This window comes from Bradyrhizobium sp. ma5 (genome assembly GCF_042258955.1).
Classification (GTDB): domain Bacteria; phylum Pseudomonadota; class Alphaproteobacteria; order Rhizobiales; family Xanthobacteraceae; genus Bradyrhizobium.
In genome coordinates this window covers 7,128,066-7,150,469 of record NZ_CP170156.1, presented here as the reverse complement: position 1 = coordinate 7,150,469, position 22,404 = coordinate 7,128,066, and the positions used below count along the sequence as shown (strand labels likewise).

Sequence of the window (22,404 nt, the reverse complement as noted above, 5' to 3'; positions counted from 1 at the left end):
TTTTTCCGGTCGGACCGCGGCGGAGACTAGGACCAAGTCCGTCCGTCGTCCGCGCCGATTGCCGGAAACTGCGTTCACAAAATCGTGCGCTGTATTCTCTGTCATTGCGAGGAGCGTATGCGACGAAGCAATCCATACTCTTGCTGCAAGTGGCGCCATGGATTGCTTCGCTTGCGCTCGCAATGACGGTTGTGGATGCTAACGTCTTGCAAAACCCGAGAGGCCGAACGAAGCCCCATCGTTCAGAGGGAGGCAAACCATGATGCCAGCAGACCATTCGCGACGCACCATCATCACGGGCATCGGCGTCGCGACGGCAGCCGGCGTGCTCGGCGCGGCGGCGGCGCAGGCCGCGACCGCAGTTCCTGCCGAGGGCGAAATATGGAGCAACGAATACTGGGCGAAGAAGGGTGACATCCCGCTGTGGATGTTCCGCAAGCGGATCGGCGCGCCGAAACCGGGCGAGCCGGCGCGGCCCGTGGTGTTCTTCGTCCACGGCTCGTCGGTGACGTCAAGGGCGTTCGACCTCACGGTGCCGGGCAAGGGCGAGTATTCGCTGCTCAATGTCTTTGCGCGCTACGGCTTCGATTGCTGGACCATGGATCACGAGAACTACGGCAAGTCGGGCCGCACCTCGGGCAATGCGGACATCGCAAGCGGCGTCGAGGACCTGAAGGCGGCGGTCGAGGTGATCGCGCGCGAGACCGGCGAGCGGCGATATCACTTCATCGGCGAATCCTCCGGCGCACTGCGGGCGGGTGCGTTCGCGATGGCCGCGCCCGAGCGCATCGATCGCCTGGTTTTCGCCGCCTTCACCTACAAGGGCGAGGGCTCGCCGACACTGGCGAAGCGCGCCGAGCAGCTTGCCTATTACCGCAGCCACAACATGCGCAAACGCGACCGCGACATGATCCGCTCGATCGCGACCCGCGACAAGCCGGGCACGTCGGACCCCGCCGTGATGGAAGCGCTGGCCGATGTCGAGATGCAGTTCGGCGACCAGATCCCGACCGGCACCTATCTCGACATGACTGCCAATCTGCCGGTGGTGCATCCGGAGAAGGTGCTGGCGCCTGTGCTGCTGGTTCGCGGCGAGCATGACGGGATCGCGGCGGTCCCCGATCTCGAGGAGTTCTTCAACAAGCTGCCGAATGGCGACCGGCAGATCGTCATCCTGCCCGGCACCGCCCATTCGGTTGCACTGGCCACCAATCGCGAACTGTTCTGGCATGTGACGCGGGCATTCCTGACCATGCCGACGCCGATCGTGACCTAGGCGGCCTGCGTCAGGACGCCGCAAGAAAAATCTGCGCAGCGATGTCGGGATCCGGCTATCCGGTTCGTCCTCGGGGCACAACCCCGCCAACAGGAGTTCTCTCGTGGCTAATCCTAAAATGATCTTCGTCAACCTGCCGGTCAGCAATCTCGCCCGTGCCACCGCCTTCTACGAGGCGATCGGCGCGACGAAGAATCCGCAATTCTCCGACGACACCGCCTCCGGCATGGTGATCTCCGAGACCATCCACGTCATGTTGCTGACGCACGACAAGTTTCGGCAGTTCACGCCGAAGGCGATCGCCGACGCGAGGACTACGAGCGAGGTGCTGATCTGCCTGTCCGCCGAGAGCCGCGAGGCGGTCGACGGCTATGTGACCAGGGCAAAGGGCGCGGGCGGCACTGCCGATCCGTCGCCGCAGCAGGACTACGGCTTCATGTACGGCCGCAGCTTCGAGGATCTCGATGGGCACATCTGGGAAGTGATGTGGATGGACGTCGAGGCTGCGATGAAGGCGCAGTCCGCGCCGGCCAACGCCTGAGCCGCCCGCGCAATGCGGGCATTCAAAGCCGGCCATGAGCGGCAGTTGGCAATCCACTTAGCGGATTGAGATCGCACTTCAGGCTGCGGAAATGCCGTCCGGCCGGGCTTCGGTCATGGCTTGGACGGCTCTTCTTCCCTGAGGCAGGTCGGCTTGCCGGCAGCCTGGGACCGGAAAGTTCAGTTCGACCGTGGTGCCGCCGCCTGGCGTCTCGCAAAGGGAAACGGTGCCGCCGTGGGTGGTCATCACCTGGGAGACAATCGAAAGCCCCAGTCCTGTTCCTTCCGTGCGGGTGTTGCCGCGCTTGAAGGGCTCAAGCAGCAGTTCGGGCTGACCGAGTTGGAGCCCCGATCCGTAGTCAATGACGCTGAGCCGCGCCGGTGCTCCGACCTCGATGAGGACGGAGCCACCTGCGCTACCATGAGTCACGGCGTTTCGGATCAGGTTCGAGAGCGCGACGGCGATCGCGGTTTCGGAGCCCCGCACCCAGATCGGGTGACGAGGCTCGGTGAACTCGACATCGCTTCCGTTCTTCAACGCCATCGGCACGTGCTCGGCCGCAACCCTGCGCGCAAGCGCCGCAAGATCCATTTCGATCAGTTCGGCGGGTTCTGCGGAGATGCGCGCCAGCTGCAGCAGCATGGTGACGATCGACGACAGCTTCTGGTTCTCGGCGATCAGCCTCGCACGCAATGGAGCGTCCTCGACCTGCTCGAGTATGGTGCGCGCATTGGTCAAGGGCGTACGCAGCTCGTGTGCCGCATTCGACAGGAAATTTCGCTGCGATTTCGAAGCGACGTCTATTCGCGATAGCGCGCGATTGAAAGCCGCGACCAGAGGCAAGAGCTCGGCCGGCGCATCTTGTTCCGGCAAGCGTCGGCCATCCGAAACCCCATCGATCATCTCGGCGGCCGCAGCTACAGCCCGGACGGGGCGCGCGATGAGCGTCGGCACGAAGACCATCGCGGTAAACGCCGTCGCCGCCAGGACCAGGATTATGGGGAGTGCGACAATCGTCGCATCGGTGAGCATTCCGGTCGTCAGCTGCGCTGCCGTATAGGCCACGCCACCGGTTTCGATCCACACCTCACCCACGGGCGTATTTCTGACGACCGCCATCTTCCTCAGATTGGTGGTTTCGCCGTCAAACGCGTAGGCGATGAAACTCGTCCCGTCACGCGATGTCTGAGTCTTTTGCGGACGCCACTTCGGGATAGGGCCGTAGCTGACCTCTCCACTCTTGTCGGACACGACATACCAGAATGTCGGGAAATTGCGGGTGATCTCGTCGAGCCTCGACGTCCGCTTGAGCGCCAGTTGCCCGGTCTCGTTGCGGATGACGGCTTCCTTCAAGGCATCGGCGACGTCGGCGGCGGCCCAGGTGCCGTCATCGTCACCGCCAAACCGGATCAGCAGCGCTGCTGCGCAGAGCAGCATGATGGTCGTCACGGCGCCGATCAGCGTCGCGGACAGCACCGCGATCGAGCGATGGACGCGCTTGAGCCTTTGCCACTTCAACATCATCATTCACCACTCAAAAGATATCCGAGGCCACGCACCGGTTTGATGACGACCTTGCAGTTGGCCGCGCGGAGGCGCCGGCGCAGCCGCGAAACGTGGGCTTCGATGGCGTTTGATTGAATCTCGTCATCAAAGCTGTAGGCGGCAACTTCAAGGGTCTCGCGCAGGACGACGCGTCCGATGCGCCGGACCATCGCTTCCAGAATCGCCAGTTCACGCCGCGGGACAACAATCGGCGCGTGATCGACGCAGACCTCGCGATTGAGCACGTCGTAGCTCAGATTGCCGATGCGAACGATGGCCCCTCGATCCAGAAACAGACGTCGCAGCACGGCCTTGGCTCGCGCGATCAGCTCGATCGGCTCGAATGGCTTGGCCACGTAGTCGTCCGCCCCGTCATCGAGGGCGCGCGCAATATCGAGGGGGTCATCGAGCGCCGTCAGCACGATCGTCGCGGGGCTCGGCTTCTGCTGCTTCAGGTCGCGCAGTAAAGCCAAACCGTCGCCATCCGGCAGTCCGCGGTCGATCACGACGAGTTCGAAGCTTCGCACGGCGACTGCGGCTCGACCCTCCTCGAGCGTTGTGACCATGTCGGATGCGCCGAAGGCCGTAGCCAGGGTATCCCGCAGCCATGGCCCAAGCTGGGGGTCATCCTCCACGACCAGAACTCGCACCGCATTCTCCCAAGTGTGAACAATTGTTTCTATCATTACGGACGGATTACAATAAGATTACGGCCAGGAAGAAAACTGCGGTGTCCACGCGAATGCATTGATGTAATTGGCCTTTTCAATGTGACTCTAGAGGCACTCTCGAACGGCAGCGGTGATCGGATCGACGCCTGATGAGGGCCGGTCCGACAGACTCGATCAGGGCGCCGCACGCATCAGTGCTCCGGAGCCGATCAGCGTCATGACAGCGCACGAGCTTTCGCATGCGCATCCCTCTCAGCGATTTCCCGGCCAGAGATGTCGATCAACATGACCGGCGAATGACGGCGCGTCGGCGCGCGCAGGAATACGTCGACAGAGGCGGAGTCACGTCAGGCTGTCGTAATGGTCGCTGTGAAAAGCATGGCGGACAACGCGGCTCGCATCGCGCTTTCCGATCTCCGTCCCCAGGCTTCCGAACGATATGCCGGTCGATTTTGCGTTCTCAGCGATGGCCAAGCGGTCAGATCGCAGCCCGGCGTCTTGGCGCCGTCCGTTCAATCGATGGCTGGAGGGAGTAGAGGCAGGATGGTCGGTGCCATTGCTGCTGGTTTGCTTCGTCGGCATCTGGACGGTGTATCTATCGGTCGCCTATCACGGCGCCGGCTTGCATCCGGACGTGCTGGAGACCTGGACGTATGGCCGGCATTTCGCATGGGGTTATCCCAAGCATCCGCCGTTGATGGGGTGGACGACCGGGGCGTGGACCTCGGTCTTTCCGCTCACCGACTGGTCGCTGCAGCTGATGGCGATGACGAATGCGGCGTTGGCCCTGTGGTTCGTCGATCTCATCGCAAGAAGGTTCGTGACCGGCCACAAGCGCCTGATCGTGCTGCTGCTGCTGACGCTGACCCCGGCGTACCAGTTTCACGCGCAGCGCTTCAACGCCAACGCGGTGTTGCTCGCGGTCTGGCCGCTTGCGACCTATTGCTTCGTGCGCGCCTTTGAAACGAGGGCGCCGCTCTGGGCGATTGCTGCGGGTGCCACGGCATCGCTTGCAATGCTGGGCAAGTACTATTCGATCTTTCTGATCGCGAGCTTCGCGTTGGCGGCAATCATCCATCCCTTGCGACGAGCCTATTTCACGTCCAGTTCGCCCTGGATCTCCACTGCCGTCGGACTGATTGCGCTATCTCCGCATCTGCACTGGTTGGCCACGACAGGCGCGGAGCCTGTCCACTATGCCGCGACGCATGTGGGGACCGGATTCCCTTCGTCGCTGCGGGATGCCGTCAATTTCCTGTTGGGCCTGGCCGCGGCGACGAGTGTGTCCGCCGTGACGTGGGCGATGATAACAGGGTATCGAATAAAGCGCCTTCCTCGGGATTTTGCGGCGGCGGATCCCAACCTGAAGCTGCTCGGCCACGTCGCGATCGGCACGATCGCTCTTCCTTTCATCACGTCCATATTGCTCGGCACCGACTTGCCGTCGCTATGGGCGCTTCAAGGATTGTTTCTGTTCGCCGTGCCCCTCGTGTGCAGCACGCGTTACCCGATCGAGCGGTTCTATACGGTCAATGCAGCGCTGCTGGTTGCCGGAATAGCGATCGTCGCTGCCGTGCTGGCAGCCCCGGCCCATGCGATCTACCGCAATAGCTACGGCTATGAGGAAGGGCGAAACGTCTATCACCAGGCGGCAGACAAACTCACCCGGCTGTGGCACGAGCAGATGCGCACGCCGCTGTCGATCGTCGGCGGCAACGACAGCCTTGGGGTTGCGGTGGCTTTCTACAGCTCCGATCACCCGCATTATGGCGATCCTTACGCCTACCAATATTCATTGGCATTGCCTCGCGAGGTGACGCCGGAGCGCGGCTGGGCGGCGCTCTGTTTCGATGACCAGGACGATTGTCTTGAATGGACCGCGCGAATGGCGGTTCACGCCGGACGCTATGTCAAACGCGAGTTTTCCGTTCAATCGAGCCTGTTCGGAATTCCAGGCGTCAAGCGAAACCTCGTTGCATTCCTGGTGGCGCCGCGTCGTGAGCCGGACGATGCACCGCCAAGCCTTGTCAACGATGCCGGTCAGGGCAGAGGCCACGTCTCTCCGCAATCAGATCCGCCGCGCCGCGCGGAGCCGGATGTCGCGCTGCCGGAAAATCAGCCGCCAGGAAATGCGCCGCAGACGAACGATCCAGGAGCCAACATGCTGGTGGATCATGAAGCCGCCAAGCTCCTCGTCGTGCTGCGCTGATCAAGCTCATCCCCGGAACGCCGCCGTGACGATCGCGCGCGTAATCTTGCGGTAATCGGCCCCCGCTTTATCGGCGGCGGGGTCAAGGGCGTCATATCACGAAGGATAGCGGTCCATGCTTATCAGGTTGGTTTGCATCAGCGGCATCATCGGCGCCACCGCGGTCGCGCAGACATCTCCATCGACGACCGGTTCAACTCACCAGGCTCCCGCAGCACGGCCGTCGATCACTCGCGCCGACAAGATCAACCTCAACACCGCTCCCGTCAGCGAGCTGGTGAAGCTTCCGCACCTCAGCGTGCGCGGCGTCACTGCGATTACGGAGGCGAGGGCAAAGTCAAAGTTCAAGGATTGGAATGATTTCGTGGCCCGACGGGTTGTGCCGCGATTCGTCAGGAGCGAGCTCAAGGAGCTCGTGACGTTCTAGAGGGGCTCTGTCGATCGCTGCCGAGGGGCGGCCGCGGTTGTTGAACGCGAACAAGGATATGTTTCAATGAAACGAGTAGCTATTTTTGCGACCATGGCGGTGATCGCTGTGGGATCTCTTGCGTCGACAGAAGCCACGGCAGGTGGCCGGCGGGGAGATGCGGTCGCCGCCGGCATCGTCGGCGGCCTGGCCGTCGGCGCCCTGTTGGGCTCCGCCACGGCTGCCGGTGCGGCTCCGGCCTATGTCTACGAGAGGGACTATTATTCGCCGCCCCCCGTCGTCCACTACCATCGTCACGTGTACGAATACGGCGACGAATATCCGGGCGGATATGATTACGGTTATCGATCCGGATACAGGGAAGGCTACTCGGACGGCCATTGGGACAACGATTGAATGGAGATCAGCGTCGTCGCTGATCCGATCGCTCGACGGTGAGGGTCCGGACGAGCGGCTCCATCGTCCTAATAGCTGATCCGCAAGCCGACGCCGCCGTGTAGCGTGTTGCCGACCGGCTGCGGCCCAGCGGTGCCGTTGAGGAAGATGTCGGCGATCCAGCCCTTGGTGATGCGGAAGCCGACGCGGCCGCCATATTCGAACCAGCCCTGGTTGCCGATCGTCGGCACGATGGTGCCGTCGCCGGTGACGGTGGCGACGATGCCGGAATGCGTGGCGAAGGATTGCACCCAGCCGCCATTGATGTTGGTTTCGATGTTCGATCCGAACAGATGCGTCCACTGGCCGCCGATCTTGACCAGGCTGGTGCGATCGGTGCCGTCGGCGATGGTGGCGTCGAACGGATTGAAGGCAATTGCGGGATCGCTGTAGCCCTTGACCCGCTGCCAGAGCTGCCAGACTTCGACCGAAGCCGCGACCTCGTCGCGCGCCGACAGCCGGCTGATCCAGCCCGCGCGTCCATACACGCCGTAATTCTCGCTCGAGGTCTGACCGGTGACCGACACCGGGCCGAGGCTGGTCGCGTAGCTGCGGGTGTAGCGCACCTTCTCCGACGGCGAGAGGATGGTGCCGATGTCGAAGAACGGACGTGACGAGCCCCAGTCGACGAAGTCATAGCGCAGCGCCAAGGCGCCGATCGGCGCGCTGGTGACGTTGTAGCCGCCCTCGCCATACTGCGTGTAGGCGATGCCGGCGAGCAGCGACAAATTCGGCGTAATGGTCTTGCGGCCATGGATGCCGGCCGAGAACGAGCCCGCCGAGCCGAAGGCACTGATGCAGTCGTCGCAATTGACCTGCTCGTTGACGCCGAGCAGCACCGATCCGAGCACGCGGTTGGTGATCATCTGGTTGAAGCGCTGGTCAGCGAGGTTGTCGATCGAACTGCGGCTCGACGGCGCGCCGGTGATCGGTGTCGGCGACGGGCTGGGCGTAGGTGTCGGCGTGGGCACAGGCGTGGGTGTCGGTGTTGGCGATGGTGTGGCAGTCGGTGTCGGTGTCGGCGTGGGGGTCGATGTACAGTTCGACGTTGCTGAAAACGAATCGGGATTCGTGCAGTTCGGCGTCGGAGACTGCGCCTGAGCCGGCGCAGCCCACGCTTGCAGCATCGCGAGCGACAGCGCCAATGTCAGCGCCGCCGACAGGATCAAATGATGGATGCGCCGTAGCATGCTCACCGTCCGCACAGCATGCCGGTCGGGTCGTCGACCGGCGGCATCACCGGCGAGGCATCCGCGAACTGGGTGACGGTGCAGAGGCCCGCGGCCTGGGTGCAGGTCGCGGCGAAGGTCCACGGCGGATTGTTGGTCTTCTGGATCGTGGTGCGGCCGCCGCTCGAGGTGATGATCGCAGTGTCGCCGGGCTGGGTCAGATCGATGCATTGCCGGTTTGACGTACACACCGTCGATGCGCCTTCCTGCAACACCACGGTGGTCTTGCCGCGCTGCGACAGGATGTCGAGCACCGTGCCGCGAACGCCGATGGTCGCAAGCGGCGTCGTGATCGTATAGGCGGCCTTGTTCGAGTGGCCGGTGACGAAGCGGAACGCTCCCGAGGTCAGGCGGATCGCAACATCGCGATAGTGATGCTCGTCGTCGAACACGGTGCGATCGAGCTTGAGCGAGGCGTTCGGTCCGAGCGACAGGTTGGTGCTGTCGGCCATCACCAGCCGCGCGGCACTCTCGAGGCCGGTGCGCACCGTCTCGTCGCGCAGCAGCGCGTCGCCGACATTGATCGGGCTGGTCGCGGCCGCAACGCGGACGACCTCGTTCTTCACCATGGCCGCTTCGCCGACGCGCGTCTGCGCCTGAACGGGATGAGCCGTCAATGTGACCGCAAGACCGAGTGCAAGTAAGGAGAAAAAGCTGTGGCGCGAATTCATTGCAATACCGATCGACCTAACCCTCTCATCGTACCGGATCGCGGACGCAGCTGATATTGTATAATTGTCACAAGCCGTGTTGAGTTGCGCCGGATGGTGAAAGTCGATGGATTCGAAAATGCTCGCGGTTGCGGACATCAACGTGAGATTTGATCACACTCGTCACATACATCACACTCGCGGCCGTCGTAGCTCACACTTCGCTCACACTGGTTCCCCTCGCAGCGTGCTCGTCCTTTGATCACCGCATCCAAATCTCCTTCTGTTCTGCGGCGTCCCGCCGCGCGCACGGCGATCGTCGCATCCATCATCTTCATCGTCGCCCATGTCGTGCTGCTGCTCGGGATCACCACACCGGACAAGCTCTATTTCGATGAAGTGCATTATGTGCCGGCGGCGCGCCAGATGCTGTTGCCGGTGGTCGAGGGCCCGATCCTCAACCCGATGCATCCGCCGCTCGCCAAGGAGATCATCGCGCTGTCGATCAAGGCGTTCGGCGACGTGCCGCTCGGGTGGCGTTATCCCGCGGCGCTGTTCGGTGCGCTCGCGCTGGTCGCCGTCTATCTTGGCGGGCTCGCGCTGTTCGCGTCGCAGGAGCGCGCCATCGCGGCCGTGCTGCTCGCCTTCTTCAACCAGATGCTGTTCGTGCAGGCGCGGATCGCAATGCTGGATATTTTTGCGCTCGCCTTCTGCCTGTTCGCGATCGCGGCCTTCATTCACGGCTTCAGGCAGAAGCGGCCGCAGTCTGCCTTCGTGCTGACGGGCGTATTCGCAGGGCTTGCCTGTGCCTGCAAGTGGAGCGGGTTGTTCATGCTCGCGACCTGCATCGCGATCGTCGCGGTGATCCGCCTGATGCAGGGCTGGCGCACGCGCTTCGCCGACGCCGATGCGGAGGACTGGTACCGGCCGGACCTGTGGCCGGACTTCCGTCTCTTTCACTTCATCGGCTGTTTCGTGCTGATCCCGGCGGCCGTCTATCTCGCGAGCTTCGTGCCGCTGTACGGGTTCTCGCTCACCGACCTCGTCGAGGCACAGCGCCGCATCTTTGCCGACAACACCACGACCGCGATCGCGGGCCACACCTACATGAGCTCGTGGCCGTCCTGGCCGTTCCTGGTGCGCCCGGTCTGGTATCTGTTCGAGAAGGTCGGCGATGACAGGTTTGCCGCGATCGTGTTTCTCGGCAATCCGCTGATCCTGTGGCCGGCGTTGATCGCGCTGATCGTCGCGCTGCGCGACTGGATCGTGAACCGCAGCCGCGATGCGTTTCTGGTGCTTGCGTTCTATCTCGGCCCGTATCTCGCCTGGGCGCTGCTGCCGCGCACGCTCGGTTTCAACTATTACTACCTGCCGGCCGCGACCACCGCGAGCCTCGTGCTGGTCTACGCCTTGACGCGCAGGGGTGCGCCGCGCTGGCTGTTGTGGGCCTTCGTGGCCGTTGGTTGCGCGGGCTTCATTGCGATGCTGCCGATCACGGTTGCCGCCATCGGGACCTCGATGGCGACCTTCAATCGGCTGATGCTGTTCCAGAGCTGGATTTGAATCTCTCTGAAAACAAGCGATCCGCCTGCCGGGCGTGGCAAGCGGATCGGAAGTTGGGGAGATTACTGCGACGCCGTCTTGGTATCCATGTTGACGACCTGCACGCGACGGTTGGTCGGGTCCATCGGCGCGCTCGGATCCTTCGGCCGGGTTTTGCCGTAGCCGACGGTCACGAGATCGGAGCCGTTCAGGCCGTAATGCTCGACCAGATAGTTCTTGATGGTGTCGGCGCGGCGCTCAGAGAGATCCTGGTTATAGGCCTCGCTGCCGATCGCGTCAGTGTGGCCGGCGACGACGAAGGTCGAGCCCTTCATGCTGGCATCCGACAGCGCCTTGCCGAGCTCCTGCACCGCCTGGGTCGAACCCTTGGCGATCTCAGCCGAGTTGTAGTCGAAGTGAATTTCCAGATCGATCTTCGGCTTGTTGGCAGCGATGTCAGCGATCTCCTGGCGTTCGCCCAATGACAGCGAGCGGGTCTGCCGGTTGCGAACGGTGTTGAGGAAGCTCGTCTCCTTGGCGGAGGCGGCCGGGTCGACCTGCGTGCCGGCGGAGAGGCCGCGGGTGGCCGACTTCGGCTTCAGCGCATTGAGGATCTGGGTGGCCGGAACGGTTTCGCTGCCGGCCAGTGCGACGCCCGCCGTCATCGACAGCGCAGCGCCGATCGTCAAAAGAGACAGGGAAAAGGAGCGGGTCATGGCTTTCGTCCTTAAATGTCAGGCCAGCCAATCCGGCTGTTGTCGTTTTGATGCTGGGAACCTAGGACTGGTTCAAAGCCGGGAATGTGATCTAGATCACGGATGGGTGTCCGGGGCCCGTGCCTTGCCAGGCAGGGGCCGGCGACGGAGAGGAGAGCATCTTGGCCCACGTCAATCGTGTCCTCCGCTCGATCAATGACGAAGGTGCTTCGCGCTGTGTCGATATCTTCGTTCGCCCGGAAGGGACGATCGGCTTCGAGGAATATCGGCGGGACGTGGAGGACGGCTGCGGCTGGTTTCCGGTTGGTGGTCATTCGTCCCGGGTCTTTCATGAGGAGGGCGCGGCGCTCGCGGCGGCGATGGCGGATGTTGCCTGGTTGCGGCGCGCCGTTGGATCTCAGTAGCCGGTCCGAAGCGCTTCCCAAGGCGCCGATGATGATGCAGGGCTGATTTCCCTCGCGCGGCTCTCCACAGCGGCGCGAATCTCACTACATTGCTCGGGCAATGTCCCGCGCCGCCGAACCCTTATCGCTGAACAATGCCGCCGCCCGCCATATCTGGCTGCGCGCGCAACGGCTCGATACAACGGCACCGTTCGGGGAGGGGGCATTAGCCGTCGCGGCTGCCGTCGACCATCTCGGCTATGTGCAGATCGACACCATCAACGTGATCGAGCGCTGCCACCACCACATCCTGTTCACCCGGATTCCGGACTATCGCCGCGCCGACCTCAAGCAGGCGCAGAGCCAGGACAAGAGCGTGTTCGAGTACTGGACGCATGCGCTGTCCTACGTGCCATCCAAGGACATCAACATCTTCCTGCCGGCGATGAAGGCGCACAAGCGCGAGGGTCATAAATGGTTCTCGTCGGTGACGCCGTCGGACACGCGCAAGGTGCTGCGGCTGCTGCGGGCCGGTCCGCTGACCATCCGCGACATCGAAGACGACGTGCTGACCGAGAAGGAGCATCTCTGGCAGAGCCGCAAACCCTCCAAGCGCGCGCTGCAACTCGCCTTCTACGGCGGCGTGGTCACGATCAGCGAGCGCGCCGGCATGCTGAAGACCTATGAGCTGACGGGCAGGCATTTCGGCTGGGACAAGCCGCCGAAGCCCGCACCGGCCTCGGTGCGGATCGCCTATCTGCTCGACCGCGCGCTGCGCTCGCAGGGCATCGTCAGCCTGGATTCGATCTGCCATCTGGACGCGCCGAGCAAGAAGGCGGTGCGCAGCCTGATCGAGGCGAGGGTGCGCCGCAAGGAGCTGGTCCGGATCGCGCTCGATGGCGCCGGCAAGCAGGAGCATTGGGCGCGGCCCGAGATGCTGGAAGCGACCGGCGAGGGTGATCCCGCCTTGGTTCACATCCTCTCGCCGTTCGATCCGCTGATCATCCAGCGCAAGCGGACCGAGCTGTTCTTCGGCTACGGCCACCGCTTCGAGGCTTACGTGCCGAAGGAGAAGCGCCTGTTCGGCTATTTCGCGCTGCCGGTCTTGGTCGGCGACGACATCGTTGCCGCCCTCGACCTGAAGACCGACCGGCAGAACAGGAAGCTGCTGATGCAGAAATGGAGCTGGGTCGGCAACGGCAAGAAGCAGGCGGCGCGCAAGGAGCTGAAGCGCCGCATCGACGAGGAGCTCGACCGCTTCGAGCGTTTTCAGCTCGCGGATTGAGAGCGGTCCTCTCCGCTCGTCATTGCGAGGAGCGAAGCGACGAAGCAATCCATCTCCCCGTTTGCGGCGCTATGGATTGCTTCGCTTCGCTCGCAATGACGCCGTGGAAAACGCCCGGGTTCCCATCTGGCCTGTGTGCTATGAGTTTTTGCCATTGCTCAAGGTCGGGCCACCCAATAATCCTCAAGGCAAGCAATAGCTTTGGGGGAAACAGATGAGCCAGACCGCAACCGCTGCTGATCGCGGCGCCCGCAGCGAGATCGAGACGTCCACGATCCGCGCGATCTCCTGGCGGCTGATCCCGTTCCTGATCCTGGCCTACTTCTTCTCCTACCTCGACCGCGTCAATCTCTCATTCGCCGCGCTGCAAATGAATGCGGAGCTGAAGTTCTCGCCGGTGGTGTTCTCGTTCGGCGCCGGCATCTTCTTCATCGGCTATTTCATCTTCGAGGTGCCGAGCAATCTGGCGCTGGAGCGGTTCGGCGCCAGCAAGTGGATCGCCCGCATCATGGTGAGCTGGGGCATCCTCTCGGCCTTGATGGCGGCGGTGTATGACGAGCACAGCTTCTATGCGTTGCGCTTCTTCCTCGGTGTCGCCGAGGCCGGCTTCTTCCCCGGCATCATCCTCTATCTCACCTACTGGTACCCGGCCGAGTATCGCGCACGCTTCCTCGCCGCCTTCGCGCTCGCGGTGCCGATTTCGACCGTGATCGGCGCCCCGATCTCCGGCCTGTTGCTCGGGCTCGACGGCGTGATGGGGCTGAAGGGCTGGCAGTGGCTGTTCGTCATCGAGGGCATCCCCTCGGTGCTGCTCGGCATCGTCACCTGGTTCTATCTCACCGACCGGCCGGAGAAGGCCGATTGGCTCTCGGCCGAGCAGAGGGCCTGGCTGAAGGCGAAGCTCGATGCCGAGGTCGCGGCCAAGCAGGCGGCGCAGCACTTCACGCTCGGCCAGGCGCTGTCCTCGCCGAAGGTGCTGGCGCTCAGCGCGATCTATTTCGGCTTCGTCGCCTCGCTCTACGGCATGCAGTTCTGGCTGCCGCAGATCGTCAAGGCGTTCGGTCTCACCAACGCGCAGACCGGCTTCGTCACCGCGATCCCCTATGCGTTCGGCACCGTCGCGATGATCCTGTGGGCACGCCGTTCCGACGCCACGCGAGAGCGCGTGTTTCATGTCGGCGCGCCGCTCTTGCTCACGGCGCTGGCGCTCGCCGTCTCCAGCTACATCACCGATCCGACCATGACCATGGTGGTGCTGACGGTGGCCGCGATCGGCGTGTTCTGCACCTTCGCGGTGTTCTGGACGCTGCCGACCGCCTGGCTGTCAGGCACCGCCGCCGCCGGTGCGATCGCGCTGATCAACTCGATCGGCAACCTTGCCGGCTTCGGCGGGCCCTATCTGATCGGCTGGGTGAAGGAGACAACCGGCAGCACGTCGACCGGCCTCCTGGTGCTGTCGCTGCTGCCGCTCGCGGCCGGCCTCCTGGTCTTCCTCGGCAGCCACGAAACCAAGACTGAGTTCGCGAGCGCGAAGTAGCGCGAGCGTCGTGACGGCTGCGTAGGATGGGTAGAGCGAAGCGAAACCCATCATCTCGCAGCGCGGATCGAAGTCGATGGGTTTCGCTGCGCTCTGCCCATCCTACATTTCTTGGCTGCCGCTTAGACCGGGTATCGCCACTTCAGCGCGCGGCGCACGAAGAAGATCGCAATCAGCGTGACGCCGAGCGCCGCAAGCCACGTCCACATCAGGATGCCGCCCTGTGCCAGGGCATGATGCTCGGAGAGCGTGAGCGCGACCAGAACGCCGATGAGCCCGGCACCCGACCAATAGAGCGGCGAGCGCAGCATTCCCGTCGCGGCATGCTCAGCCGCGCGTTCGCGTGCCCGGCCGACGGACCAGATCAGGAAGCCGGCGTAACCAAGGGCCAAAATCCATGACATGACCGCAACCTCGCATGCCGCAGCTTCCGTGACCGTAAAAGGCCGGAGCCAAAGTCGAGGTATCGGGGCGAAGGAGACCGATTTCTGCCTGTTCTCACGAATTGGTTACTGATGACAAATATTGACATTCATCAGTGATAAATCGATACTCTTCATCAGTCGTCAGCCTGATGGAGATTTCAGATGTTCGTTCGTTCCGTTTTGTCGAGCTATTACAGGCTCTTGACCGGAGCAACGCTGGCTTTCGCGGTGTTCGCGCTGACCGGCTGCAATGAAAAGGCGGCCGAAAACGCCGATCCGGGACGCCCCGTTCTGGTGGCGACCGTCCATTACGAGGCCGAAACGCCTGAGCGCAGCTTTGTCGGCACCATCAAGCCCCGTATCGAAGCCGATATGGGCTTTCGGGTTGCCGGCAAGGTGGCCAAGCGGCTGGTCGAGGTCGGACAGACAGTCGACGTCGACCAGTCCTTGGCCACCCTCGACGAGGTCGACCTGAAGCTGCAGGCCGAGCAGGCGGAGGCGGAGTTCCGCGCCGCCACCGGCGTGTTGGCGCAGGCCGCGGCCGCCGAGCAGCGCGCCAAGGACCTGAAGGTCAAGGGCTGGACCACCGACGCGGCGCTCGATTCCGCCAAGGCCGCCGGCGACGAGGCACGCGCGCGGCTGAACCGCGCCGAGCGCTCCGTCGAGCTGACCAAGAATTCCCTCTCTTATGCAACGCTGGTGGCCGACACGAGGGGTGTCGTCACAGCGACCATGATCGAGCCCGGCCAGGTGGTTGCCGCGGGCCAGGCCTCGATCCGTGTCGCCCGACTTGGCGAGAAGGAAGCTGTCGTCGCGATCCCCGAGACGCTTCTTGCTCGTGCCAGGTCGGGCGTTGCCACGGTGACGCTGTGGTCGGATGCCAAGAAGACCTATGCCGCGAAGCTGCGCGAGGTCGCGCCGCAGGCAGATCCCGCCACCCGCACCTATCTCGCAAAATTCTCGCTGCCGGATGCCGATGAGACCGTCTCGCTCGGCATGACCGCAACGCTGACCCTGGCCGACAAGGCGACCGAGCGGGTCGCGAAGCTGCCGCTGTCGGCGCTGTACAGCCAGGGCGGCGATCCCTCGCTCTACATCGTCGACGACAAGGGCGAGGTCGCGCTCAAGCCGGTCAAGGTGAAGGCCTATGAGAGCAACAACGTCGTCATCTCCGGCGGCGTCGACGATGGCGCCAAGGTGGTCGCCCTCGGCGTGCAGAAACTCGATCCGAGCCAGAAGGTTCGGGTCGTCTCGTCGCTGTCGTTCTAACCCTCGCAAAATCAGCAGAAACGGTTCTGGGACCTGGTCTAGAACTTGGAGAGTTCGATGAAGCGCTTCAACCTTTCGGCCTGGGCGGTCAGCCATCCGACGCTGGTGCTGTTCCTGATGATCATCCTCGGCGCCGCCGGCTTCTTCTCCTATCAGAAGCTCGGCCGCGCCGAGGATCCGTTCTTCACCGTCAAGGTGGTGAACGTCTCGGTGATGTGGCCGGGCGCGACCTCGCAGGAAATGCAGATGCAGGTCGCAGATCCCATCGAGAAGAAACTGCAGGAGCTGCCGTTCTTCGACAAGGTGCAGACCTATTCCAAGCCGGGCTTCACCGCGATGCAGGTCTCCTTCAAGGATTCGACCTCGCCGAAGGACGTGCCCTATCTCTTCTATCTCATCCGCAAGAAGCTGGTCGACGTGCAGGGCGAGCTGCCCTCCGGCATTCTCGGGCCCGTCGTCAACGACGAGTTCTCCGACGTCGATTCGATCCTCTATATGATGACCGGCGACGGTGCCGATTACGCGCAGCTCAAGAAGGTCGCGGAAGGCTTCCGCCAGCGTCTGCTGAAGGTGCCCGGGGTCACCAAGATCGACCTTTACGGCACCCAGGACGAGCGCATCTTCGTCGAGTTCTCGCATGCCAAGCTCGCGACGCTCGGCATCACGCCGCAGGCGCTGTTCGATTCGCTCGCCAAGCAGAACAACGTCACGCCGGCCGGCACCGTCGAGACCTCGTCGCAGCGCGTGCCGCTCCGCGTCACCGGCGCGCTTGACGGCGTCAAGGCGGTTGCCGAGACGCCGGTCGAGAGCAACGGTCGCGTGTTCCGGCTCGGCGATATCGCAACCGTCAGCCACGGCTATGTCGATCCGCCGAGCTTCAGGGTACGTCAGGAAGGTAAGCCCGCGCTCGGTATCGGCGTCGTCACGGCCAAGGGCGCCAACATCCTCGAGCTCGGCAAGGAGGTCCAGCAGGCGACCGCCGAGTTCCTGAAGGCGGTGCCGCAGGGGATTGATGTCCAGCAGATCGCCGACCAGCCCAAGGTGGTCGAGCACGCCGTCGGTGAGTTCGTGCACTCCTTCGTCGAGGCGCTCGCGATCGTGCTGTTCGTCTCCTTTGTCGCGCTCGGCTGGCGTACCGGCATCGTGGTGGCGCTCTCGGTGCCGCTGGTGCTCGGCATCGTCTTCATCGTGATGAATGCGATGTCGCTCGACCTGCACCGCATCACGCTCGGCGCGCTGATCATTGCGCTCGGCCTCCTGGTCGACGACGCCATCATCGCGGTCGAGATGATGGTGGTGAAAATGGAACAGGGCTGGGATCGCATGAAGGCGGCGTCCTTTGCCTGGGAATCTACCGCGTTTCCGATGCTCACGGGGACGCTGGTCACAGCCGCTGGCTTCCTCCCCATCGGCTTTGCCAATTCGGCGGTCGGCGAATATGCCGGCGGCATCTTCTGGATCGTGGCGATCGCGCTGGTCGCCTCCTGGTTCGTCGCGGTGATCTTCACGCCCTATATCGGCGTCAAGCTGCTGCCCAACATCAAGGTGCACCAGAACCACGATCCGCATGCGATCTACGAGACGCGGATGTATCGCGGCCTGCGCCGCGTTGTGCAGTGGTGCGTCGATCACCGCATCAAGGTGGTGGTGGCGACCGTCGGCGTGTTCATTGCCGCGATCGTGGGCTTCGGCCACGTCCAGCAGCAGTTCTTCCCGCTGTCGGAGCGGCCCGAGCTGTTCCTGCAGCTCCGTCTGCCGGAAGGTACCGCCTTCAATGTCACCGAGAAGGCGGTGAAGCAGGCCGAAGGGCTGTTGAAGGACGACCAGGACATCCAGACCTACACCGCCTATGTCGGTCAGGGCTCGCCGCGCTTCTGGCTCGGCCTCAACCCGCAGCTGCCGAACGAGGCCTTTGCCGAGATCGTCATCCTCGCGAAGAACGTCGAGGCGCGCGAGCGCGTCAAGGCGAAGATCGAGCAGGCCGCCGCCGACGGCGCGCTGAACGAGGCGCGGGTGCGGGTCGACCGCTTCAATTTCGGTCCGCCGGTCGGCTTCCCGGTCCAGTTCCGCGTGATCGGGCCCGACGCCAACAAGGTGCGCGACATCGCCTACCAGGTGCGCGAGGTGATGCGCCAGAACGAGAACGTCAAGGACGTCCAGCTCGACTGGAACGAGCAGTCGCCTTACCTGAAACTCGCCGTCGACCAGGATCGGGCGCGCGCGCTCGGCCTGACCCCGCAGGATGTCTCGCAGGCGCTGGCGATGCTGATCTCGGGCGCGCCGGTCACCACGATCCGCGACGGCATCGAGAAGGTCGGCGTGGTGGCCCGTGCGGTGCCGTCCGAGCGGTTCGATCTCGGCCGCGTCGGCGATCTCACCATCACCACGCGCAACGGCGTGGCGGTGCCGCTGCAGCAGATCGCCAAGATCGAGTATGCGCATGAGGAGCCGATCCTGTGGCGGCGCAACCGCGACATGGCGATCACCGTGCGCTCCGACGTGGTCGACGGCGTGCAGGCGCCCGACGTCACCAACCAGATCGCGCCGAAGCTGAAGGACATCCAGGCCCATCTCGAGCCGGCCTACCGGATCGAGCCGGGCGGGGCGTTCGAGGAATCCGCCAAGGGCAATGCGTCGATCTTCATCCTCTTCCCGGTGATGGTGATGGTGATGCTGACGCTCTTGATGATCCAGCTGCAGAGCTTCTCGCGCCTGACCCTGGTGTTCCTGACCGCGCCGCTCGGCATCGTCGGCGCCTCGCTCGGGTTGAACGTCGCCAACCAGCCGTTCGGCTTCGTGGCGCTGCTCGGCCTGATCGCGCTCGCCGGCATGATCATGCGCAATGCGGTGATCCTGGTCGACCAGATCGAGAGCGATGTGGCGTCCGGCCTGACCCGGCGCGAGGCGATCGTCGAGGCCACGGTCCGGCGCGCCCGGCCGGTGGTGCTGACCGCGCTTGCGGCGATCCTCGCCATGATCCCGCTGTCGCGCTCGGCGTTCTGGGGCCCGATGGCGATCACCATCATGGGCGGTTTGTTTGTTGCGACTTTCCTGACCTTGCTGTATCTGCCGGGCCTTTACGCCCTCTGGTTCCGCAAGACCCTCGAGGAGAGCGGCCCCGAGCAGACCGATACTGCGCCGCAGCATGCGGGAAAAGGACAACTCGCATTTCCACTTGCTGAGGCGGCCGAATAATTGAAGATTGAGCAGGCCAACATGACACTGATCTCGGAACATAGCGAAACCGACACCCGCGAGCGGATTCTCGTGGTGGCGGAGCGCTTGTTCCGGCAGATCGGCTATCAGAAGACCACGGTCGCCGACATCGCCAAAGAGCTGCGGATGAGCCCCGCCAACGTGTATCGCTTCTTCGATTCGAAGAAGTCTATCCACGAAGGCGTGGCGCGCGGCCTGATGGGCGAGGTCGAGATCGAGGCGCAGCGGATCGCGCGATCCGAGGGGCCGGCCGCGACGCGCTTGCGCGAGATGATGACGACCATCAACCGCATGAACACGGAGCGCTATGTCGGCGATTCCAAGCTGCACGAGATGGTCGAGATCGCGATGCAGGAGGACTGGGAGGTCTGCACTGCTCATATGGAGCTGATCGCCATGACCATCGGCGAGGTGATCGCGCAAGGCGCCGCCTCGGGCGAATTCGAGGTCAAGGACCTGGAGCTTGCCGCGCTGTGCGCCTGCACGGCGATGATGCGGTTCTTCCACCCGCAGATGATCGCCCAATGCGCCGCCAAGCCGGGCCCGACCATCGACCAAATGATCGATTTCGTGATCGCCGGCCTGTCGCCGCGCGCCCGCGCCAATTGAGCACCGGCACTGACATTTTCGTCAGTTGACTCTTCCGTCATTTATCTCATTCGTCATTCCGGGGCGCGCGTAGCGCGAGCCCGGAATCCATAACCACCATCGTGAGTATGGATTCCGGGCCTGCGCCTAACGGCGCATCCCGGAATGACGAGCGTTGAAAACGAGAGAGAAGCCAGCGTGACCGCCAAAGACCTGCATTTCTACGAGCCGAAGAACGGCCACGGCCTGAAGCACGACCCGTTCAACGCCATCGTGGCGCCGCGGCCGATCGGCTGGATCTCCTCGCGCGACAAGGGCGGCAACGTCAACCTCGCGCCCTACAGCTTCTTCAATGCCTTCTGCTACACCCCGCCGATCATCGGCTTCTCCTCCACCAACTGGAAGGACAGCGTCGCCAACATCGAGGACACCGGCGAGTTCGTCTGGAATCTGGCGACGATGGATCTTGCCAAGCACATGAACGCGACCGCGGCGCATGTCGCGCGCGATGTCGACGAGTTCAAGCTCGCAGGGCTGACGCAGGTCGCCGGCAAGCTCGTCAACGTGCCGCGCGTCGCCGAGAGCCCGGTGTCGTTCGAATGCAAGGTGAGCCAGATCATCCAGCTCCAAGGCGCCGACGGCAAGAAGGCCGAGGCCTGGCTGACGCTCGGCGAGGTCGTTGCCGTTCACATCGACAAGGCCTTCATCAAGGACGGCGTCTATCAGACCGGTCTCGCCCACCCGATCGTCCGCGCCGGCCGCCGCGGTGACTACTTCGAGATCAAGCCGGAAAACATGTTCGAGATGATCCGGCCGGATTAGCACTTTCTTCTCCCTCGCCCCGCTCTGGCGGGGAGAGGGCGGGGTGAGGGACTGCTTCCATGAATTGTGATCGTCGTGAGACCTGTACCCCCTCACCCGGAACGCATCTGTCGATGCGTCATAGCCGAAGCTCAGCTTCGGCGTTCTTTGGGACGGCCGCCGAAGGCGGCCTATGCCTCTCCCCGCAGGCAGGGCGAGGTAATGGGTGCCACACGCCGCGACGCCTGCCCACACCACGACAATGTGAAATTTCCGCCGGCAGTGATGAAAAACCGTCACTCGCAACCTCCGAGCGAGCAGTCTAACCTCCCGCGCGCCAGGCCGGATCAACGGCCGGCCAACAGAGTGGGAGGATGCGATGACACGCCAACCGCGGAGCAATCCAACAGAAGAGCGGCGCGATCCGAACGTTTCACGACGAACGCTGGTCCAGGGATTGGCGGTGGGGGCGGCCGCTGCCGCAGCCGGCGTCAGCAGCGCGCTGGCCCAGAACGCGCCCGCGCCGGTCGGACCGCCGACAACCATCACCAGCCCGCCGCGCGATTTCAGTCCGCGCGGTGCGCCGACCACCTATTTCTGGGACCCCGACATCATCGCGGTCGATCCGTCCTTCAACGACCTTGCCCAGCCCAACACCTCGATCAAGCGCCTCCATACCGGTCTGCTGTGGGCGGAAGGCCCGGCCTGGAGCTCGCAAGGCCGCTATCTCTTGTGGAGCGACATCCCGAACAACCGGCAGATGCGCTGGTCGGAGGATGACGGCCATGTCAGCGTGTTCCGCACGCCGTCGAACTATTCGAACGGCAATTCGTTCGACTTCCAGGGCCGCCAGCTCTCCTGCGAACATCTCACCCGCCGGGTGACGCGCTACGAGAATGACGGCACTGCGACCGTGCTCGCCGATAACTATCAGGGCAAGCGGCTGAACTCGCCGAACGACATCGCCGCGCATCCCGACGGCAGCTACTGGTTCACCGATCCGCCCTATGGCGGCCAGCTCTACGAGGGCGAGCCTGACGCGGCCGGTGGCCCGAGCAACGCGGCCGGCAAGCTCAACCCGCGGATCGGGCAGCCCGCGGGCTTCGCACCGGCCAAGCGCGAGCTGCCGACCAATTGCTATCGCATCGATCCCTCGGGCCGCGTCGATCTCGTGGTGAGCGAGGACCAGGTGCCGGATCCGAACGGCATCTGCTTCTCGCCGGATTACAAGAAGCTCTACGTCGTCTCGACCGGCAAGGGACCGGGCGACACCGGCGCCGGCGGCAAGGGTGACGTCTTCGTGTTCGATGTCGGCGCCGACAACAAGCTCTCTAACGGCAAGCGGTTCAGCGACTTCACGATCGACGGCGTGAAGTGCGGACCGGACGGCATCCGCTGCGACGTCAACGGCAATGTCTGGTGCTCGAGCAACGCCGGCCGCGCGGTCGGCTACAACGGCGTGACGGTGTGGTCGCCGGAAGGCAAGCTGCTCGGCCGCATCCGGCTGCCCGAGGTCTGCGGCAACATCACCTTCGGCGGCCCCAAGCGCAACCGCCTGTTCATGGCCGCAAGCCAGTCGCTCTACGCGGTCTACACCGCGACCCAGGGCGCCGGGCCGGCCTAGCCGTGGAAGGGTGGCGCCGGCACGAGCTGCCGGCG

The 22,404-nt window shown here is 63.8% G+C and carries 20 protein-coding genes; 14 read left to right on the top strand and 6 right to left on the bottom strand.

What is annotated here, in order from left to right; translation table 11 throughout:
• Nucleotides 1-259: 259 nt before the first annotated feature.
• Both ACE103_RS33735 and ACE103_RS33730 read left to right on the top strand, forming a co-directional pair.
• On the top strand, nt 260-1,276 hold the full coding sequence (locus ACE103_RS33735) for an alpha/beta hydrolase (protein ID WP_375776536.1): 1,017 nt from the start codon (nt 260-262) through the stop codon (nt 1,274-1,276).
• Between the two features lie 118 nt (nt 1,277-1,394).
• Entirely contained in the window at nt 1,395-1,817 is a 423-nt protein-coding gene (locus ACE103_RS33730) for a VOC family protein (RefSeq protein ID WP_375781238.1), read from the top strand.
• A gap of 78 nt (nt 1,818-1,895) precedes the next feature.
• Here the strand turns inward: ACE103_RS33730 and ACE103_RS33725 are convergent, their stop codons facing one another.
• Nucleotides 1,896-3,341: a sensor histidine kinase gene (locus tag ACE103_RS33725; RefSeq protein ID WP_375781237.1), complete on the bottom strand. Its 1,446-nt coding sequence runs from the start codon at nt 3,339-3,341 to the stop codon at nt 1,896-1,898.
• Complete coding sequence (locus ACE103_RS33720; RefSeq protein WP_050401724.1) at nt 3,341-4,012, bottom strand: response regulator transcription factor; 672 nt, start codon at nt 4,010-4,012, stop codon at nt 3,341-3,343. Before ACE103_RS33720 ends, ACE103_RS33725 begins: the two co-directional genes overlap by 1 nt.
• 460 nt (nt 4,013-4,472) lie before the next feature.
• Here ACE103_RS33720 and ACE103_RS33715 point away from each other — a divergent pair, with 460 nt between their 5' ends.
• The 3 genes from ACE103_RS33715 to ACE103_RS33705 all read left to right on the top strand — a co-directional run bounded on the left by ACE103_RS33715 (nt 4,473) and on the right by ACE103_RS33705 (nt 7,065).
• Nucleotides 4,473-6,242, top strand: coding sequence for a glycosyltransferase family 39 protein (locus tag ACE103_RS33715; protein WP_375776535.1), 1,770 nt, complete (start codon nt 4,473-4,475; stop codon nt 6,240-6,242).
• A 115-nt stretch (nt 6,243-6,357) separates the two neighbouring features.
• Nucleotides 6,358-6,669 (top strand): hypothetical protein, encoded by a 312-nt coding sequence (locus tag ACE103_RS33710; protein ID WP_375776534.1) that lies wholly within the window; start codon nt 6,358-6,360, stop codon nt 6,667-6,669.
• 66 nt (nt 6,670-6,735) lie between these two features.
• Nucleotides 6,736-7,065: a hypothetical protein gene (locus tag ACE103_RS33705; protein WP_375776533.1), complete on the top strand. Its 330-nt coding sequence runs from the start codon at nt 6,736-6,738 to the stop codon at nt 7,063-7,065.
• A 68-nt stretch (nt 7,066-7,133) separates the two neighbouring features.
• Here ACE103_RS33705 and ACE103_RS33700 read toward each other — a convergent pair whose 3' ends face one another.
• On the bottom strand, nt 7,134-8,294 hold the full coding sequence (locus ACE103_RS33700) for a hypothetical protein (protein WP_375776532.1): 1,161 nt from the start codon (nt 8,292-8,294) through the stop codon (nt 7,134-7,136).
• Between the two features lie 2 nt (nt 8,295-8,296).
• The gene (locus tag ACE103_RS33695) at nt 8,297-9,004 is read right to left on the bottom strand and encodes a FecR domain-containing protein (protein WP_375776531.1); all 708 of its coding nucleotides are present in this window, start codon (nt 9,002-9,004) and stop codon (nt 8,297-8,299) included.
• 237 nt (nt 9,005-9,241) lie between these two features.
• On the opposite strand from ACE103_RS33695, the gene ACE103_RS33690 reads away from it, so the two are divergent.
• Complete coding sequence (locus tag ACE103_RS33690) at nt 9,242-10,546, top strand: phospholipid carrier-dependent glycosyltransferase (protein ID WP_375776530.1); 1,305 nt, start codon at nt 9,242-9,244, stop codon at nt 10,544-10,546.
• A 62-nt stretch (nt 10,547-10,608) separates the two neighbouring features.
• On the opposite strand, the gene ACE103_RS33685 is transcribed toward ACE103_RS33690, so the two are convergent.
• Nucleotides 10,609-11,241 carry an OmpA family protein gene (locus tag ACE103_RS33685; protein WP_375776529.1) on the bottom strand — a complete coding sequence of 211 codons (633 nt, stop codon included), beginning with the start codon at nt 11,239-11,241 and terminating at the stop codon, nt 10,609-10,611.
• Between the two features lie 161 nt (nt 11,242-11,402).
• Here ACE103_RS33685 and ACE103_RS33680 point away from each other — a divergent pair, with 161 nt between their 5' ends.
• The 3 genes from ACE103_RS33680 to ACE103_RS33670 all read left to right on the top strand — a co-directional run bounded on the left by ACE103_RS33680 (nt 11,403) and on the right by ACE103_RS33670 (nt 14,446).
• Complete coding sequence (locus tag ACE103_RS33680) at nt 11,403-11,645, top strand: hypothetical protein (RefSeq protein WP_375776528.1); 243 nt, start codon at nt 11,403-11,405, stop codon at nt 11,643-11,645.
• Nucleotides 11,646-11,745: 100 nt separating this feature from the next.
• On the top strand, nt 11,746-12,909 hold the full coding sequence (locus ACE103_RS33675) for a winged helix-turn-helix domain-containing protein (RefSeq protein WP_375776527.1): 1,164 nt from the start codon (nt 11,746-11,748) through the stop codon (nt 12,907-12,909).
• A 214-nt stretch (nt 12,910-13,123) separates the two neighbouring features.
• Nucleotides 13,124-14,446 (top strand): MFS transporter, encoded by a 1,323-nt coding sequence (locus ACE103_RS33670; protein WP_375776526.1) that lies wholly within the window; start codon nt 13,124-13,126, stop codon nt 14,444-14,446.
• Nucleotides 14,447-14,568: 122 nt separating this feature from the next.
• Here the strand turns inward: ACE103_RS33670 and ACE103_RS33665 are convergent, their stop codons facing one another.
• Nucleotides 14,569-14,850: a hypothetical protein gene (locus ACE103_RS33665; protein ID WP_375776525.1), complete on the bottom strand. Its 282-nt coding sequence runs from the start codon at nt 14,848-14,850 to the stop codon at nt 14,569-14,571.
• Between the two features lie 183 nt (nt 14,851-15,033).
• Here ACE103_RS33665 and ACE103_RS33660 point away from each other — a divergent pair, with 183 nt between their 5' ends.
• The 5 genes from ACE103_RS33660 to ACE103_RS33640 all read left to right on the top strand — a co-directional run bounded on the left by ACE103_RS33660 (nt 15,034) and on the right by ACE103_RS33640 (nt 22,369).
• The gene (locus ACE103_RS33660) at nt 15,034-16,140 is read left to right on the top strand and encodes an efflux RND transporter periplasmic adaptor subunit (protein WP_375776524.1); all 1,107 of its coding nucleotides are present in this window, start codon (nt 15,034-15,036) and stop codon (nt 16,138-16,140) included.
• 57 nt (nt 16,141-16,197) lie between these two features.
• Nucleotides 16,198-19,335 carry an efflux RND transporter permease subunit gene (locus tag ACE103_RS33655; RefSeq protein ID WP_375776523.1) on the top strand — a complete coding sequence of 1,046 codons (3,138 nt, stop codon included), beginning with the start codon at nt 16,198-16,200 and terminating at the stop codon, nt 19,333-19,335.
• Between the two features lie 21 nt (nt 19,336-19,356).
• Nucleotides 19,357-19,965 carry a TetR/AcrR family transcriptional regulator gene (locus tag ACE103_RS33650; RefSeq protein ID WP_223969475.1) on the top strand — a complete coding sequence of 203 codons (609 nt, stop codon included), beginning with the start codon at nt 19,357-19,359 and terminating at the stop codon, nt 19,963-19,965.
• A gap of 177 nt (nt 19,966-20,142) precedes the next feature.
• On the top strand, nt 20,143-20,766 hold the full coding sequence (locus ACE103_RS33645) for a flavin reductase family protein (protein WP_375776522.1): 624 nt from the start codon (nt 20,143-20,145) through the stop codon (nt 20,764-20,766).
• A 358-nt stretch (nt 20,767-21,124) separates the two neighbouring features.
• Nucleotides 21,125-22,369: an SMP-30/gluconolactonase/LRE family protein gene (locus ACE103_RS33640; protein ID WP_375776521.1), complete on the top strand. Its 1,245-nt coding sequence runs from the start codon at nt 21,125-21,127 to the stop codon at nt 22,367-22,369.
• Nucleotides 22,370-22,404: the final 35 nt, after the last annotated feature.

Coding starts and splice junctions, on each gene's coding strand:
- ACE103_RS33670 (WP_375776526.1), top strand. CDS start 13,124: ATGAGCCAGACCGCAACCGCTGCTGATCGCGGCGCCCGCAGCGAGATC.
- ACE103_RS33675 (WP_375776527.1), top strand. CDS start 11,746: ATGTCCCGCGCCGCCGAACCCTTATCGCTGAACAATGCCGCCGCCCGC.
- ACE103_RS33710 (WP_375776534.1), top strand. CDS start 6,358: ATGCTTATCAGGTTGGTTTGCATCAGCGGCATCATCGGCGCCACCGCG.
- ACE103_RS33685 (WP_375776529.1), bottom strand. CDS start 11,241: ATGACCCGCTCCTTTTCCCTGTCTCTTTTGACGATCGGCGCTGCGCTG.
- ACE103_RS33660 (WP_375776524.1), top strand. CDS start 15,034: ATGTTCGTTCGTTCCGTTTTGTCGAGCTATTACAGGCTCTTGACCGGA.
- ACE103_RS33725 (WP_375781237.1), bottom strand. CDS start 3,341: ATGATGTTGAAGTGGCAAAGGCTCAAGCGCGTCCATCGCTCGATCGCG.
- ACE103_RS33730 (WP_375781238.1), top strand. CDS start 1,395: ATGATCTTCGTCAACCTGCCGGTCAGCAATCTCGCCCGTGCCACCGCC.
- ACE103_RS33700 (WP_375776532.1), bottom strand. CDS start 8,294: ATGCTACGGCGCATCCATCATTTGATCCTGTCGGCGGCGCTGACATTG.
- ACE103_RS33715 (WP_375776535.1), top strand. CDS start 4,473: ATGCCGGTCGATTTTGCGTTCTCAGCGATGGCCAAGCGGTCAGATCGC.
- ACE103_RS33695 (WP_375776531.1), bottom strand. CDS start 9,004: ATGAATTCGCGCCACAGCTTTTTCTCCTTACTTGCACTCGGTCTTGCG.
- ACE103_RS33640 (WP_375776521.1), top strand. CDS start 21,125: ATGACACGCCAACCGCGGAGCAATCCAACAGAAGAGCGGCGCGATCCG.
- ACE103_RS33650 (WP_223969475.1), top strand. CDS start 19,357: ATGACACTGATCTCGGAACATAGCGAAACCGACACCCGCGAGCGGATT.
- ACE103_RS33735 (WP_375776536.1), top strand. CDS start 260: ATGATGCCAGCAGACCATTCGCGACGCACCATCATCACGGGCATCGGC.
- ACE103_RS33665 (WP_375776525.1), bottom strand. CDS start 14,850: ATGTCATGGATTTTGGCCCTTGGTTACGCCGGCTTCCTGATCTGGTCC.
- ACE103_RS33705 (WP_375776533.1), top strand. CDS start 6,736: ATGAAACGAGTAGCTATTTTTGCGACCATGGCGGTGATCGCTGTGGGA.
- ACE103_RS33655 (WP_375776523.1), top strand. CDS start 16,198: ATGAAGCGCTTCAACCTTTCGGCCTGGGCGGTCAGCCATCCGACGCTG.